This window comes from Serinicoccus sp. CUA-874 (genome assembly GCF_001942225.1).
In the GTDB taxonomy this organism is placed as follows: Bacteria; Actinomycetota; Actinomycetes; order Actinomycetales; family Dermatophilaceae; genus Ornithinicoccus; species Ornithinicoccus marinus.
Genome location: NZ_MKJZ01000008.1, coordinates 1 through 14217 on the forward strand (window position 1 = coordinate 1; position 14217 = coordinate 14217).

Annotated in this window: 14 protein-coding genes and 1 tRNA gene; 9 read left to right on the top strand and 6 right to left on the bottom strand. The window is 72.6% G+C overall.

Features of this window, described 5'->3' with window-relative positions; all coding sequences use genetic code 11:
* Positions 1 to 424 precede the first annotated feature (424 nt).
* Positions 425 to 1672 carry an IS256 family transposase gene (locus BJF80_RS03020; RefSeq protein ID WP_075811229.1) on the top strand — a complete coding sequence of 416 codons (1248 nt, stop codon included), beginning with the start codon at positions 425 to 427 and terminating at the stop codon, positions 1670 to 1672.
* A 215-nt stretch (positions 1673 to 1887) separates the two neighbouring features.
* Here BJF80_RS03020 and BJF80_RS03025 read toward each other — a convergent pair.
* A tRNA-Pro gene (locus BJF80_RS03025) sits at positions 1888 to 1964 on the bottom strand.
* A gap of 113 nt (positions 1965 to 2077) precedes the next feature.
* Between BJF80_RS03025 and BJF80_RS03030 the strand changes: the two genes are divergently transcribed.
* The gene (locus tag BJF80_RS03030) at positions 2078 to 3562 is read left to right on the top strand and encodes an ATP-binding protein (protein ID WP_075811231.1); all 1485 of its coding nucleotides are present in this window, start codon (positions 2078 to 2080) and stop codon (positions 3560 to 3562) included.
* On the opposite strand, the gene BJF80_RS03035 is transcribed toward BJF80_RS03030, so the two are convergent.
* The 3 genes from BJF80_RS03035 to BJF80_RS03045 form a co-directional block, all read right to left on the bottom strand.
* Positions 3525 to 4499, bottom strand: a complete 975-nt coding sequence (locus tag BJF80_RS03035; RefSeq protein WP_414899272.1) for a metallophosphoesterase — start codon at positions 4497 to 4499, stop codon at positions 3525 to 3527. The two genes, BJF80_RS03030 and BJF80_RS03035, sit on opposite strands and share 38 nt — an antisense overlap.
* A gap of 67 nt (positions 4500 to 4566) precedes the next feature.
* Entirely contained in the window at positions 4567 to 5031 is a 465-nt protein-coding gene (locus BJF80_RS03040; protein WP_075811233.1) for a GatB/YqeY domain-containing protein, read from the bottom strand.
* Between the two features lie 179 nt (positions 5032 to 5210).
* Positions 5211 to 7790 carry a penicillin-binding protein gene (locus BJF80_RS03045; protein ID WP_083673417.1) on the bottom strand — a complete coding sequence of 860 codons (2580 nt, stop codon included), beginning with the start codon at positions 7788 to 7790 and terminating at the stop codon, positions 5211 to 5213.
* Positions 7791 to 7888: 98 nt separating this feature from the next.
* On the opposite strand from BJF80_RS03045, the gene sp36 reads away from it, so the two are divergent.
* From sp36 to BJF80_RS03065, 4 genes are read left to right on the top strand one after another with little or no spacing between them, the layout of a single operon-like run.
* Positions 7889 to 8059, top strand: a complete 171-nt coding sequence (sp36, locus tag BJF80_RS18095; RefSeq protein WP_022925427.1) for a Sp36 family protein — start codon at positions 7889 to 7891, stop codon at positions 8057 to 8059.
* A gap of 8 nt (positions 8060 to 8067) precedes the next feature.
* Positions 8068 to 8562: a RidA family protein gene (locus BJF80_RS03055; RefSeq protein WP_075811237.1), complete on the top strand. Its 495-nt coding sequence runs from the start codon at positions 8068 to 8070 to the stop codon at positions 8560 to 8562.
* Positions 8563 to 8568: 6 nt separating this feature from the next.
* The gene (locus BJF80_RS03060; RefSeq protein ID WP_075811239.1) at positions 8569 to 9444 is read left to right on the top strand and encodes an NUDIX hydrolase; all 876 of its coding nucleotides are present in this window, start codon (positions 8569 to 8571) and stop codon (positions 9442 to 9444) included.
* Between the two features lie 13 nt (positions 9445 to 9457).
* The gene (locus BJF80_RS03065) at positions 9458 to 10273 is read left to right on the top strand and encodes an MBL fold metallo-hydrolase (protein WP_075811241.1); all 816 of its coding nucleotides are present in this window, start codon (positions 9458 to 9460) and stop codon (positions 10271 to 10273) included.
* Positions 10274 to 10286: 13 nt separating this feature from the next.
* Here the strand turns inward: BJF80_RS03065 and BJF80_RS03070 are convergent, their stop codons facing one another.
* Positions 10287 to 10964 carry a Crp/Fnr family transcriptional regulator gene (locus tag BJF80_RS03070; protein WP_022925431.1) on the bottom strand — a complete coding sequence of 226 codons (678 nt, stop codon included), beginning with the start codon at positions 10962 to 10964 and terminating at the stop codon, positions 10287 to 10289.
* A gap of 161 nt (positions 10965 to 11125) precedes the next feature.
* Here BJF80_RS03070 and nth point away from each other — a divergent pair, with 161 nt between their 5' ends.
* A complete protein-coding gene (nth, locus tag BJF80_RS03075; RefSeq protein ID WP_202817129.1) occupies positions 11126 to 11782 on the top strand; it encodes an endonuclease III in 657 nt (218 codons plus the stop codon).
* A complete protein-coding gene (locus BJF80_RS03080; protein ID WP_075811245.1) occupies positions 11779 to 12450 on the top strand; it encodes an NUDIX hydrolase in 672 nt (223 codons plus the stop codon). Before nth ends, BJF80_RS03080 begins: the two co-directional genes overlap by 4 nt.
* A 39-nt stretch (positions 12451 to 12489) precedes the next feature.
* On the opposite strand, the gene BJF80_RS03085 is transcribed toward BJF80_RS03080, so the two are convergent.
* A complete protein-coding gene (locus BJF80_RS03085; RefSeq protein ID WP_075811247.1) occupies positions 12490 to 12954 on the bottom strand; it encodes a phage holin family protein in 465 nt (154 codons plus the stop codon).
* 318 nt (positions 12955 to 13272) lie between these two features.
* On the opposite strand from BJF80_RS03085, the gene BJF80_RS03090 reads away from it, so the two are divergent.
* Positions 13273 to 14148 carry a Fic family protein gene (locus tag BJF80_RS03090; RefSeq protein WP_237767398.1) on the top strand — a complete coding sequence of 292 codons (876 nt, stop codon included), beginning with the start codon at positions 13273 to 13275 and terminating at the stop codon, positions 14146 to 14148.
* Positions 14149 to 14217: the final 69 nt, after the last annotated feature.

The following is a 14217-nucleotide window of genomic DNA, read 5'->3' on the forward strand; positions in this document are numbered from 1 at the left end:
CCCACTAGTGACACGCCGTGTCACCGCTCACGCACGCGTTTCCCCAGGTCAAACCCTACTTCTGTGTCCATACCGCGACCATCAGCTGCGGAACTCAGGACCGGGGCGTCGTCGTTTTGTTCACGCGGCTGAGGCCGTGTCCAGCGCCGCGTCCAGCGGGTCGGTAGCTACCTCATTGCAGGCCTCTCTGCTCGCATGCCGAGGGGCGGGTGAAGACGGGAGGCCGGGGGCGCCACAGGGAGGGGCTCTACGCCCTTCACGGGCGGAGCGATGGCGGCTACGATAGGAGCCACGAGTTGAGTCCCGCATAGTGGTGTAGCGCGGTCACCGTGATCGTTTCCGGCGTGTACGTCGGACGCGGGCGCGGTCACCGCGTGATCCTTCGAGTCAACCGTCCACAGAATCCTCGAACGGAGTCATCGCGATGACGGCTCCCCACATTGTCGACCCTGCCGGCGTGCTCGGTGAAGCCTTGGCCGAAGCCTCGCCCGATCTGATGCGCCATCTGCTGCAGTCGATCATCAACAGCCTGCTGTCCGCGGACGCTGATGCCGTCGTTGGCGCCGAGTACGGTCAACCCACCGCCGGCCGCGTCGCGCAGCGCAACGGCTACCGCCACCGCCCGTTGGACACCCGGGTGGGCACCCTGGACGTGGCGGTCCCCAAGCTGCGCAAGGGCACCTACTTCCCCGAGTGGCTCCTCGAGCGGCGCAAGCGGGCCGAGTCCGCGCTGATCACCGTCGTCGCCGACTGCTACCTCGCCGGGGTGTCCACCCGGCGGATGGACAAGCTCGTCAAGACGTTGGGCATCGACTCGCTGTCCAAGTCCCAGGTCTCCCGGATGGCGACCGACCTGGACCAGCTCGTCGAGGAGTTCCGCCACCGCCCCCTGGACCAGGCCGGCCCGTTCACGTTCGTGGCCGCCGACGCGCTCACGATGAAGGTCCGCGAAGGCGGGCGGGTCATCAACGCCGTCGTCCTGCTCGCGACCGGCGTCAACGGTGACGGGCACCGCGAGGTCCTGGGCACCCGCGTCGCGACCGCCGAGACCGGGGCCGCGTGGAACGAGTTCTTCGCCGACCTCGTGGCCCGCGGCCTGGACGGGGTCCGGTTGGTGACCTCAGATGCCCACGCCGGGCTCGTCGACGCGGTCGCGGCGAACCTGCCCGGCGCGTCCTGGCAGCGCTGCCGCACCCACTACTCGGCGAACCTGATGTCGGTGACACCCAAGTCCATGTGGCCGGCCGTCAAGGCGATGCTGCACAGCGTGTACGACCAGCCCGACGCCCCCGCGGTCCACGCCCAGTTCGACCGGCTCATCGACTACGTCACCGACAAGCTCCCCGCGGTCGCCGACCACCTGGGCGGTGCCCGCGAGGACATCCTCGCGTTCACCGCCTTCCCCAAGGACGTGTGGACCCAGATCTGGTCCAACAACCCCGCCGAACGCCTCAACAAGGAGATCCGCCGCCGCACCGACGCCGTCGGCATCTTCCCCAACCGGGCCGCGATCGTCCGCCTCGTCGGAGCCGTCCTGGCCGAACAGACCGACGAATGGGCCGAAGGACGCCGCTACCTCGGCCTGGACCTCCTGGCCCGCTGCCGGACCACCATCACCCCCGACACCGAACCCGAGATCGGAGCTGATCACCTACCCGCACTCACCGCCTGACAACCCCTGTCGAAGGAGCGCAGCGCTACACCACTACCCGGGACTTGACCGAGCCACGTCAGCACCTACTTTGCTGTCGTCCGACCCCCGGAGGTTGCCGCCTCGCGGGGGTCATTCATGGTCGCAGCCGATCCAGTTATGCCCCAGTTATGCCCAAGTGGGACAACGCAAACCGGCCCTGACTGCGTTTCCGCAGGTCAGGGCCGGTTCTTGTGTGGTCGGGGTGACAGGATTTGAACCTGCGACCTCTTCGTCCCGAACGAAGCGCGCTACCAAGCTGCGCCACACCCCGTGGCCTCCGCGCGAGGCCGAGGGGGCCGCGCGCAGCGTCCGCAAGGATAGCCCACGGCCCTGGCCTGGGCTAAATCCGTCGTGCCTGTCGGTGGGGGCGTCTAGGTTGAGGAGATGGACGACGACGTCAGGGGATTCCTCCGTTCCTTCCGCTCGCTGGCGGAGGCGGCACAGCGCAGCACGGTGGACGAGGGCGGGGAGCCGCTCGGGGAGCGGATCACGGCATACCTCGGCACGACCGCGGCGCAGGTGGCGGTCGTCACCGAGGAGGTGGCCGGGCACCGCTTCGCCGACTGGGACGTCGCGCTGGCCGAGGTCGCGGGCCGCGATCCCGAGGCGGAGGAGATCGGGGTCGGGGGCGGCGACCTGCGTCACCACCTCTCGCTCGCCGACCTCATCAGCGGCTCGCACGGTATGCCCTCGGTCGGTCAGGTCGACTACGTCTCGGTCGCTGTCGGACCGCACGAGCACCGGCGCGCGATGGGGGTGGGGCTCCGGCTGTTCCGTCACGGCGGGGTGCCCGTGGTGGTGCTGCAGCGCCGGGGCAACCCGCAGTACGGCCGCAACAGGGCGACCTTCGAGGTGCTGTGCGCCGACGACATGGCCCGCGACGCGGTGCTGGAGGAGCTGCGCGTCCTCTCCCTCGAGCGCAGCGTGCTGCGCGGCAAGGTCATCAGCTTCGAGTCCTCCGGATACGGCCCGGAGTCCGAGGGCGTCACCTTCTTCCCGCGACCGGACGTCGACGAGGGGGAGGTCATCCTGCCGCCGGGCTCGCTCGCCCGGATCACCGGGCACGTCAGCGGCATCGCCGAGCACGCCGCCACGCTGCGCCGCTACGGCCAGCACCTCAAGCGCGGGCTGCTCCTCTTCGGGCCCCCGGGCACGGGCAAGACGCACACCGTGCGGCACCTCATCGGGCGCAACCCCGAGCACACCGTGGTCCTGCTCGCGGGCGACTCGCTGCGCTTCATCTCCCTCGCCGCATCGCTCGCCCGGGCGTTGCAGCCGGCCGTCGTGGTGCTGGAGGACTGCGACCTCGTGGCGGAGGACCGCGGAATGGGTGACGTGGCCCGGCCCCTGCTCTTCGAGGTGCTGGACGCCATGGACGGGCTGGACGCCGACGCCGACGTGACCTTCCTGCTCACGACCAACCGTGCCGAGGCCCTGGAGCGGGCCCTCGTGCAACGCCCCGGCCGCGTCGACCTGGCGGTGGAGATCCCGCTGCCGGACGAGGCGGGGCGCCGCCGCCTCCTCGATCTCTACGCCGCCCAGCTCCCGCTGGCCGAGCAGACCCGGGCCGAGGTCGCCCGCCGCACCGAGGGCACGACCGCCTCCTTCGTCAAGGAGCTGGTGCGCCGCGCGGTGCTGGCGGCTGCCCTCGCCGACCAGGAGCCGCAGGACCGCCACCTCCTCGAGGCCCTCGACGGGCTGCTGGCCAGCCAGGACGAGCTCACCCGGGTGCTCCTGGGCCACGGCCGAGCAGACGACTCACCGGGAGCGGACTTCCCTGACGGCGGGGCGTCGGCGGACGCCCTCGACCTGGTGGTCGAGGACGATCCCCTCAGCGACGAGCGGCAGGGCCGGGTCGGGCCGCGGTAAGGGTGAGCAGCGTCGCCTCGGGCCGGCAGCAGAAGCGGAACGGCGTGTAGGGGTTGCCGCCGAGCCCGGCCGACACGTGCAGCCAGGCTGCGTCGGCGGGTGCCGCGTCCGAAGGTGTCGCGCCCGCGCCGGGCCACCAGCGGGACAGCCCCGACGCGCGAGAGGTGTCGAGGTCGCAGTTGGTGACCAGGGCGCCATACCCCGGCACCCGCAGCTGGCCGCCGTGGGTATGCCCCGCGATGAGCAGGCCGGCGCCGTCCGCCGCCATCGGGTCGAGCACCCGTCGGTAGGGCGCGTGGGTCACACCGATCGTCAGGTCGGCCCCCGGGTCCGCCGGCGCGGACACCCGGGCGTAGTCGTCGAGGCCCAGGTGCGCGTCGTCGGTGCCGACCAGCTCCAGGTCGAGGTCACCGGCGCGCAGCCGCACTCGACGGTGGGTGAGGTCGGCCCAGCCGCGGGCCGTGAGCCCGTCGACGAGATCCTGGGTCGGGAGCCGCAGGGGGGTGAGGTCGGCACCCTTGCGGTGGCTGTCGTTGACGTAGCGCAACGGGTTCTTGCGCGTGGGCGGGTAGTAGTCGTTGGAGCCGAGCACGAAGGCTCCCGGGCGGTCCAGGAGGCCGTCATAGGTCTCGAGCGCGGCGGGCACGGCGTCCATGGCCGCCAGGTGGTCACCGGTGTGGATGACCAGGTCGGGCTCGAGGTCGGCCAGGGCGCGCACCCAGTCACGCTTGCGGGTCTGCCAGGGCACGAGGTGCAGGTCCGACAGGTGCAGCACACGCAGGTCGCGCGACCCGACCGGCAGGCACGGCACGGTCTGCTCCCGGAGGGCGAACCAGCGTGGCTCGACCCAGGTGGCGTAGGCCGCCACCCCGGCCCCCAGGCCGAGCGTCATGGCCCCCGCGCGGGCGAGGTCGCGGCCGACCGCGCGTCCGCTCACGCCATCCCCAGGTCGATGGCCCCGCACCTGCGTGCGGTGGCCCGAGATCCCGGCGCCGGGGTGGAGGTCATCCGGCGAGGGCCTGCCTGACGGCGGCGGCGACCCGGCCGCCCTCGGCGCGGCCCCCGACCCGGGGCTGCAGGACCTTCATCACCTGGCCCATGCCGCGCAGGTCGGTCGCGCCGGTCTCGGCGACGGCCGCGCGGGCCAGCTCGACCAGCTCCGCATCGCTCAGCTGCTCCGGGAGGTAGGCCTCGAGCACCGCCAGCTCGGCCTCCTCCTGGGCGGCGAGCTCCGGGCGGCCGGCGCCGGTGTAGGCCTCCGAGGCCTCGCGGCGCTTCTTGGCCTCCTTGGCGATGACCTTGAGCACCTCGCCGTCGGCCAGCTGGCGTGCCTCCTTGCCGGCGACCTCCTCGGTGGTCACGGCGGTCAGGGCCATGCGCAGCGTGCCCGCGCGCACCCTGTCCTGGGCGCGCATGGCGGCGGTGAGGTCCTGCTGGAGGGTGGCCTTGAGGCCGGTCTGCTCGCTCATGCGGTCAGTGTCTCATCGGGGCATCGCCCACGCCCGTGCGCGGGCTGCCGCGCACCGTGGGAGGGGTGCAGGTGGCTCAGTCGTCCTGACCGGGAGGGTCGGTGCCCGGCGGCTCCTCGGGCGGTCCCGGGGTGGGTGCCGGCTCCGGCTCGGGCTCGGGCTCCTGCGTCGGCTCCGGCTCAGGCTCGGGCTCCTGCGTCGGCTCGGGCTCGGGCTCGGGTTCCGGCTCCTGCGTGGGCTGCGGCTGGGGTTGCGGCTGCGGCTGTGGCTGCGGCTGGGGTTGCGGCTGCCGGGGGGCCGGCTGCGGTTGCGGCTGGGGGGAGGGCCGCGGCCTGCTGGAAGCCGGTGGAGACGTGCAGCGTCACCGGGTTGGAGGTCTGCACCGACGAGCCCACACCCGGGGTGGTGTAGACGACGGTGCCCTCGGGCTGACTGGAGGAGACCCGCACGACGCTGCCGGTCAGGCCGGCGTCCTCGAGCCGCCCCTGCGCCTCGTCCACCGGCATACCGACGACGCGGGGGATCGTCACCCGCTTGCCGTTGAGGATCTCCGCGGAGGGCTCGTCCCAGTCCTCGATCTCCATCCCCTCGGAGGCGGTATCCATGATCCGCTTCCACGTCGGGGCCGCGAGCGAGGAACCGAAGAGCGGACCCTCGATGAACTCGCCGCCGATGGTGATGTCGACCAGGTCGTCGCCGTAGCGGGCGCCGCCCGGGACGTTGCCGACGAAGACCGCGGTCGACAGCTGCGGGGTGAAGCCGGCGAACCACGTGCTCGTCGAGTCGTTGTTGGTGCCAGTCTTGCCGCCCGCGGGGCGCTCGCCGTCGAGGATGGCCTGGTATCCCGAGCCGGCCTGGTCGACGACGCCCTTGAGCAGGTCCACCGCGCCGAGGGCGACGTCCTCCTCGATGACCCGCTCGCACTCGGGCAGCTCCAGCGGCAGCTCCTCGCCGTTGGCGTCGGTCACCTTGGTCACGGGGACCGGCGGGCAGTAGACGCCGCCCGAGGCGAACGTCGCGTAGGAGGTGGCCACCGTCAGCGGGCTGGCCGTGTCGGCGCCCAGGACCAGCGAGGGGGCGAGCGTGGTCTCGGCGTTGCCCGGGTCCAGACCGTAGGCCTGCCCGTTGGCCGCGTGCAGCCCCATCTCCGTCATGGTCTCGGCGATGTCGCAGGTGCCGACCTGCGAGGCCAACGTCGCGAAGGCGGTGTTGACCGAGAGGGCTGCCGCCTTACGTAGCTCGATGCTGCGCTGGTGGTTCTCGTCGTTGGCGTTGCGGACCGCCCAGTGGTCCTCACCGATGGTGCAGCCGTCCTCGAAGTCGTCGCGGAAGAAGATGCCAGCCGGGAAGACCTCGTCGCCGGGCGGGTAGGTCGCGCTGCCTTGCGGGTCCTCCAGCCAGACGTTGCCGTAGGTGCTGTCCTGCGGCGCCCGGACGTTGAGGGTGGCCTCGACCGGGACGCCTTTCTCCATGGCCTCGACCAGGGTGTAGGCCTTCGCGATCGAGCCGATCGCCATACCTCCCGGACCGCCGTAGGCGTTGTCGACGTTCCAGTTGACCGAGGTCTCGTCGACCTTGTCGCGGCTGTCCTCGAAGGAGTAGGTGCTGGACTGGTTGAAGGCCAGGATCTTGCCGGTGCCGGGCTCGACGACCGTGGCCGCCGACCCGAGGTTGTAGTCGTTGCCCTGCGGGGTGGCGTCCTGGAGGATGTCCTTCATGTCGGCGGACAGCTCGAGGTCGAGCGTGGTCTCGACGGTCAGCCCGTTGGTCGTGAGGTTCTCCAGCCGCTCGTCCCGGGTCTTGCCCAGGGCCGGCTGCTCCAGCAGCCAGGCCTCCACGTAGTCGCAGAAGTAGGGGTTGCGCGAGCGGAGGCAGGAGCGCTGGCTGTCGCGGATCTCCAGCATGTCCCCCACATCCTGCGCCACGGCCTCGTCGTGCTCCTCCTGGGTGATCATGCCCTGGTCGAGCATGTTGCCGAGCACGACGTCGCGCCGGGCCTGGGCCAGCTCGGGGTCGGCGACCGGGTTGGTGTTGCTCGGCGAGCGGACGACCCCGGCGAGCAGCGCGGACTGCGACACGGTCAGGTCCGAGGCGTTGACGTTGAAGTAGTGCCGGGCCGCGGCCTCCACGCCGAAGACCCGGTCGCCGTAGAAGGCGAGGTTGAGGTAACCGACGAGGATCTCGTCCTTGGTCAGTCGCTCCTCGAGGGTGATCGCATACTTCAGCTCGCGCAGCTTGCGGACGTAGCCCTCCATGCCGGAGCGGGCCTGCGTCTGCGCGTAGGCCTCGCTGTCGCCCTCCTTGAGCGCCTGCTCCTGCAGCGCGAGCTTGATGTACTGCTGCGTCAGCGTGGACCCACCCTGGGTGGTGTCGGTCGTGGTGTTCTGCACGACCGCCCGGGCGAGGGCCTCGACGTCGGCGCCCCCGTGCTGGAAGAAGCGCTCGTCCTCGATGGCGACCTGCGCGTCCTTCATGTTCTGGCTGATCTCGTCGCTGTCGACGATGATGCGGTTCTGCCGTGCAGGGGTCGCGAGGATGGTGCCGTCAGCGGCCAGGATCCGCGACTGCTGGGCCAGCGGGTTCTGCTCCAGGTCACCGGGCAGCTCCTCGAACATGCCGACGCTCTCCCGCGCGGCCAGGCCGGTGGCCCCGACGACCGGGGCGAGCAGACCGGCGCCGATGATCCCCATGAGGACCGAGACGGCGAGGAAGACCCCGAGCAGGGAGGTCACCCGTGCGACAGTGAGGGCAGAGCGCATACCAGACACGGTACGTGAGGTTTCTGAGAGGTCCGGCTTGCCGCGCCAGGCCCCCGGGTCGGAGCGTCCGAGGGGACGGCGCCGGTAGGCTCGGCACCATGACGACTGCGCACCAGTGGGAGTACGCCACCGTTCCGCTCATGATCCACGCGACCAAGCAGATCCTCGACCAGTGGGGCGAGGACGGCTGGGAGCTGGTGCAGGTCGTCCCCGGCCCCGGGGACGGCAGCAACCTCGTGGCGTACCTCAAGCGCCCGAAGAACGCCTGAACCCGCCCATGAGCTCAGCCGAGCCGACCGCCGGTGCCGTCGAGGCGCGTCTGGCCGAGCTGGGCCGCCGGGTCCCCGCGGTCGCGGCGCCGGTCGCCGCCTACGTCCCCGCCGTGCAGCACGGCGACCTCGTCTTCAGCTCGGGGCAGGTCCCCTTCGTCGACGGCCAGCTCGAGCTGACCGGCAAGGTCGGTGAGGGACCGGGGCTCGTGTCCCCGGCGGACGCGACCCGGCTGGCCGGCGTCTGCGCGCTCAACGCCATCGCCGCCGTCAAGTCGGTCATCGGCGACCTGGACCGGGTGGTCCGGGTGGTCAAGGTCGTCGGCTTCGTGGCCAGCGACCCGGGTTTCACCGGACAGCCTGGTGTCGTCAACGGCGCCTCCGAGCTGCTCGGCCATGCCTTCGGCGACGCCGGGGTGCACGCGCGCTCGGCAGTCGGCGTCGCCGTGCTGCCGCTCGACGTGCCGGTCGAGGTCGAGATCACCGTCGCCGTCCGGGGCTGACCCGCAGTGGCGCAGGGCGAGGGCTCCGCGGAGCAGGCCTACCGGGACTTTGCGGTGCCGGAGCCGGTCGCCGAGGCCGGCCGGGCCTGGCTGGCGACGCCGAGGGACCGGCGCACGGTCGCGGAGCCACGCCGCTCGGCCACCGTCATGCTGCTCCGCGAGGGCCCGTCAGGCGTTGCCCGGAAGCTCGAGGTCTTCGTGCTCCGACGCGCCGGCAGCATGGCTTTCGCGGCGGGGATGCTGGCCTTCCCCGGCGGAGGAGTGGACGCGCGCGACGCCGAGCGGTCCGTCCCGTGGGCTGGTCCCTCCGCCCAGGAGTGGTCCGGTCGGCTCGGTACCGACGAGGAGGGCGCACGCGAGCTGGTGACCGCCGCGGCCCGTGAGGTCTTCGAGGAGTGCGGCGTGCTGCTCGCGGGGCCCGACGCCGGTGAGGTGGTCGCCGACCTGCGCGACCCGGTGTGGCGGCAGGAGCGTGCCGCGCTGCTGGACCGCTCGCAGAGCTTCGCCGAGCTGCTCGCCCGGCACGGCCTGGTGCTCCGCACGGACCTGCTGAGCCTGCGCGGCCGGTGGATCACCCCCGAGTGCGAGCCGCGCCGCTACGACACCTTCTTCTTCGCCGCGCGCATGCCGCGGGGCCAGCGGGCCGACGACGAGAGCACCGAGGCCGAGGTGGCGAGCTGGCGCTCGCCGGCACAGATCCTGGAGGGGCAGCGCGCAGGCCGCGACGTCATGCTCCCGCCGACCCAGGTCATGGTGGAGGAGCTGGCGCAGGTGGAGGACGTGACCCTCGACTCCTGGCTCGGCCGACCGGTCGAGGTCCGACCCGTGCTGCCGGTCCCGGTCGAGGACGGCGGGGCCGTCGCCATGCGCATACCGCGGTGAGAGGCTGGGCGGCATGACCTCCACCGACGAGCCGTGGACCGGTGGGCCCTGGGGCGACCGGGCGCACGCCGTGCTCTGCCCCAACCCCTCGCCCATGACCCTCGAGGGCACCAACACCTGGGTGCTCCTCGAGCCGGGCAGCACGGAGGCCGTCGTGGTCGACCCGGGCCCGCTCCAGGAGGAGCACCTGCGGGCGGTGCTCGCCCACGTCGCCGGCCGGGGAGCGCGGGTCGCGCTCACCCTGCTGACCCACGGGCACCCGGACCACGCCGAGTCCGCGGAGCGGTGGGCCGAGCTGACCGCGGCGCCGGTGCGGGGAGCCGGTCGGGGTCAGGACCTGACGGACGGTGAGGTCGTCGGCGCCGGCGGCCTCGAGCTCCGCGTCGTCACCACGCCGGGGCACACCGCCGACTCGTTCTGCTTCCTGGTCCCGGCGGACCGGGTCGTGCTCACCGGCGACACCGTGCTGGGCCGGGGCACCACGGTCGTCGCCCATCCGGACGGCGACCTCACGTCATACCTGGCCTCGCTGCAGCGCCTGCGGGACCTGGCGGCCTGCGGTGAGGCCACCAGCATCGCGCCGGGTCACGGCCCGGTCGCGGCGGACGCCGCAGGCGTTCTGGACCGCTATCTCACGCACCGGCACCAGCGGCTGGACCAGGTCCGGGAGGCCGTCACGCAGGTGCGCGGGTCCGAGGCGCCCCGCGGGTCCGATCTCGCGGACCGCGTCGTCGAGCTGGTGTATGCCGACACCCCCCGAGAGGTATGGCCCGCGGCGCGGCTCTCGGTCCTGGCCCAGCTGGCCTACCTGGGCGAGCCGGTGGGCTGACCGGGCACGAGGGTCAGCGGGCGCGTCGGCGCAGCCGGTCCACGTCGAGGAGCGTGACCGACTTGGCGCCCAGGGTGACCCACCCGCGCTGGGCGAAGTCGGCCAAGGCCTTGTTGACCGTCTCCCGGCTGGCACCGACGAGCTGTGCCAGCTCCTCCTGGGTGAGGTCGTGCGCGACGACCAGCCCGGCCTCCGAGCGACGCCCGAAGCGGTCGGACAGGTCGAGCAGCGCCTTGGCCACCCGCCCCGGCACGTCGGTGAACACCAGGTCGGACAAACCCTCGTTGGTCTTCCGCAGGCGGTGCGCCAGTCCGGCCAGCATCTGCATGGCGACCTCGGGGTGCTGCTCGAGGAAGGAGCGGAGCGCGTCGTTGCCCAGCGAGATGAACTCGGTGTCGGACACGACGTAGGCGGTGGTCAGCCGTGGGCCGGGGTCGAAGAGGCTGAGCTCACCGAACATCTCACCGGGACCGAGCACCGACAGCAGGCTCTCCCGGCCGTCGGAGGCGGCCTTGGACAGCTTCACCTTCCCCCGCGTGATGACGTAGAGCGAGTCGCCCGGGTCCCCCTCGTGGAAGACGACATCCCCGCGGGCCAGCCGACGCGGGCTCATCGACTCCATGAGCTGGTCTGCCGTCGCCCCATCGAGCGCGGCGAACAGCGGAGCTTTCATCACCACGTGCCGGTCCACCGGTTCATGGTGCCATGGCGGCGACGCCGACGGGCGGATCAGGTGTGTTCCATGCCACGTCTAGGCTTGCGCGGGTGAGTGAGGACGACGGGCAGGGCCAGCCGGAGGTCGCGAGGCCGACGGGGGAGAGCGCGCTGGCGCTGACCCGGCGGGCGCGCAAGATGTCCCGGCTGCTCCACGAGCACTACCCGGACGCCCACTGCGAGCTGGACTTCGAGGATCCCTACCAGCTGCTCGTCGCGACGGTGCTGTCGGCGCAGACCACCGACGTGCGGGTGAACGGCGTGACGCCGACGCTGTTCGCGCGCTACCCCGACGCCCGGGCGCTCGCGGCGGCGGACCGGGCCGACGTCGAGGCGATCATCCAGCCCACCGGCTTCTTCCGCGCCAAGACGGAGTCGCTCCTGAAGCTCGGGGCCGCCCTCGTCGAGCGCTTCGACGGGCAGGTCCCGGGGCGGTTGCCCGACCTCGTGAGCCTGCCCGGGGTCGGCCGCAAGACGGCCAACGTCGTGCTCGGCAACGCCTTCGGCGTGCCGGGCATCACGGTCGACACGCACTTCGGGCGTCTGGTCCGCCGGTTCGGCTGGACCGCGCAGGAGGACCCGGTCGCCGTCGAGCAGGAGGTCGGCGAGCTCTTCCCGCGTCGGGAGTGGACCCAGCTCTCGCACGTGCTGATCTTCCACGGGCGCCGGCTGTGCCACGCACGCAAGCCCGCCTGCGGGGTATGCCCGGTCGCGCGCCAGTGCCCGAGCCACGGCGCGGGACCGACCGACGAGGCCGCCGCGGCGAAGCTGGTGCGGACCGGCCCGCGCGCGTGAGCGGTGAGGTCGCGCAGGCCCGCCCCCCGACCTGGCTGACGGACCTGGCGGGGAGGGTGCCGACGATCCCCGGCGAGCGCTTCAGCCGGTTCCTGCCGCCACCGGACGGGGGTCGTCGCCACTCTGCGGTGCTGGTGCTCTTCGCCCCAGGCATCCGGCACCCGGCCGACTCGGACGCGACGACCGTCGTCGTCACCGAGCGGGCGCACACCCTGCGCTCGCACGCGGGTCAGCCCGCTTTCCCCGGAGGTGGCACCGAGCCGGGCGACGGTGACGCCGCGGCGACGGCCCTCCGGGAGGCGCACGAGGAGGTGGGCCTGGATCCCGCCACGGTGCAGGTCCTGGGCGAGCTGCCCACGCTGCACATCCCCGTCTCGGGCTACGACGTGACCCCCGTGCTCGCGTGGTGGCGGCGGCCCGACCCGACCGCGCTGTGGGCGAAGGACCGGCGGGAGGTGGCGAGGGTGCTGCAGCCGGAGGTGCGCGAGCTCACCGATCCGGCCCGACGGTTCTGGGTGCGTCACCCCTCGGGTTTCGTCGGCCCGGCCTGGGAGGTCGACGGCCTCCTCGTGTGGGGTTTCACGGCCGGCGTGCTGGACCGGGTGCTGGACCTCGCGGGGCTCGGCGTGCCGTGGCCGGACGCGCCGACCCGGGACCTCGAGCTCTGAGCGCTGCGGCCCTGCGACGTCGGGGTGCCGCTGGGAGGCTCAGCCCCGGGAGGTCTCGATCGCGGCGCCGCGTTGCTGCCCCTGGGCGGCGGACTTGACCGTCTCGACGGTCTCCTTCGCCTCGCGGATGGCACGCTCGGGCTTGCCGTGGACCTTCTTCCGCTGGCTGTTGCCGATGAGCGCCAGGATGCCGGCGACGAGGAACAGCCCCCCGGCCATGATCAGCAGACCGGCCCACCAGGGCAGCCAGATCGCGATGACGCCCGCGAGCCCGAGGAACAGCAGCCCGAGGCCGTAGAGACCCAGGACGCCTGCCCCTGCGAACATCCCCACGCCCTTGCCCGCGTGGGAGACGTCCTGCTTGATCTCGGCCTTGGCGAGCTCGAGCTCGCCCCGCATGATCTGCGAGACGTCCAGCGAGACGTCCGACACGAGCTCACCCAGGGAGCGCTTGCCCGTGGTGCCGGTCAGCGTCGTGGTGTCTGTTTCCGCAGGAGTTGCCATGCCCAGGATGCTATCCCGAGCCGGTCTGGGTCGCATCACGCACGGACGCCTGCTGGACGATGGCCCCCGGACAAGCACGGGGCCCGCTCGGCACCCCCTGTTCAGTGCCGAGCGAGCGCCCGTGTCGACGAACCGGTCCCGTGACAGCCGGTGGAGCCACGCCCTCCGTGGAAGGGGCTCCTTGAGTCGATACGTCCAGTCTGCCAGGAGGATCAGGGTGGTCAGCGCCACTTTCGGCAAAGTTTTGTTAAAGACTTCTCCAGGTCGGCGCCTCCCCGTGCACAGGGGGCGGTTCGTGGCCGGCCGTAGGGTGAGCGGGTGAGCATCACGGCAGAGAGCGCGGTGGCGGAACTCGTCCGGATGCCGGACGTCGCCGAGTCGGTGGACGCCGCGCGGGAGGCCTGCACGCGGCTGCGGTGGCATGAGGGGCTCCGGCGCCGGTCGCCCGAGGCAGCCGCCGAATCACGGGTCCGCGGGGCCACGGCGACCGCACTGCTGGAGGGCGCGGAGCCGGCAGGGTCGGAGCGCAGCGTGGACGTGGTGCGGGACCTGCTGCGCGGGGCGCTGGGACGGAGCGCACGCGAGGCGGACCCGGTCTGGCGGACCGTCCTGGCCGCGGCGCGGGTGACGGCGCGCACGGAGGGTGTGACCGTGGCCCACCTGCGTGCCCCGGCGCAGCTCGTCGCCGCGCTCCACACCGCTGCGGGCGCCGGGCTCGCGCCCGAGCACCAGCTCGGCCGTCCGCGTCGTCCGGAGGAGGCGGTCGCGGGGCAGGAGGTCCTCGGCCCGGCACCGCCGGCGCAGGAGGCTCTCGCCCGCCTCGGCGCGATGCACGGTCTGCTCGGGTCGGCGGTGGCGGGTCGTGCCCCGGCGTTGGTCGTCGCGGCGATCGCCCATGCCGAGATCGCGGTGGCTCGCCCGTTCGTCTCCGGCAACGGTCTGGTGGCCCGCGCGCTCGAGCGCGTGGTGCTCACCGTGTGCGGCGTGGACCCGACGGGGGTGAGCGTCCCCGAGGCCGGTCACGCCGGGCGTGCAGGGACCGACTACCGCGGCGCGCTGGCCGCCTACGCCAGTGCCGATCCCACCGGCGTCCGCCTGTGGCTGGTCCACTCCGCGGAGGCCGTCGTGCTGGCCGCGGAGGAGGGGATGCGCATCGCCGACGCGGTCCGGGCGGGGCGCCTGGACGTGCCGTGAGCGGCCTCGGGAAAGCTGGTGGAACCTGGGGTCCGGCCCTCCTGAGGCGCCACCCCCGGGGGTATGCAG

Excerpts from the sequence above, each read along its gene's own strand:
- BJF80_RS03020 (WP_075811229.1), top strand. The coding sequence starts at position 425 with ATGACGGCTCCCCACATTGTCGACCCTGCCGGCGTGCTCGGTGAAGCC.
- BJF80_RS03040 (WP_075811233.1), bottom strand. The coding sequence starts at position 5,031 with ATGAGCGAGCAGACCGGCCTCAAGGCCACCCTCCAGCAGGACCTCACC.
- BJF80_RS03065 (WP_075811241.1), top strand. The coding sequence starts at position 9,458 with ATGACCTCCACCGACGAGCCGTGGACCGGTGGGCCCTGGGGCGACCGG.
- nth (WP_202817129.1), top strand. The coding sequence starts at position 11,126 with ATGTCCCGGCTGCTCCACGAGCACTACCCGGACGCCCACTGCGAGCTG.
- BJF80_RS03055 (WP_075811237.1), top strand. The coding sequence starts at position 8,068 with ATGAGCTCAGCCGAGCCGACCGCCGGTGCCGTCGAGGCGCGTCTGGCC.
- BJF80_RS03085 (WP_075811247.1), bottom strand. The coding sequence starts at position 12,954 with ATGGCAACTCCTGCGGAAACAGACACCACGACGCTGACCGGCACCACG.
- sp36 (WP_022925427.1), top strand. The coding sequence starts at position 7,889 with ATGACGACTGCGCACCAGTGGGAGTACGCCACCGTTCCGCTCATGATC.
- BJF80_RS03045 (WP_083673417.1), bottom strand. The coding sequence starts at position 7,790 with ATGCGCTCTGCCCTCACTGTCGCACGGGTGACCTCCCTGCTCGGGGTC.
- BJF80_RS03030 (WP_075811231.1), top strand. The coding sequence starts at position 2,078 with ATGGACGACGACGTCAGGGGATTCCTCCGTTCCTTCCGCTCGCTGGCG.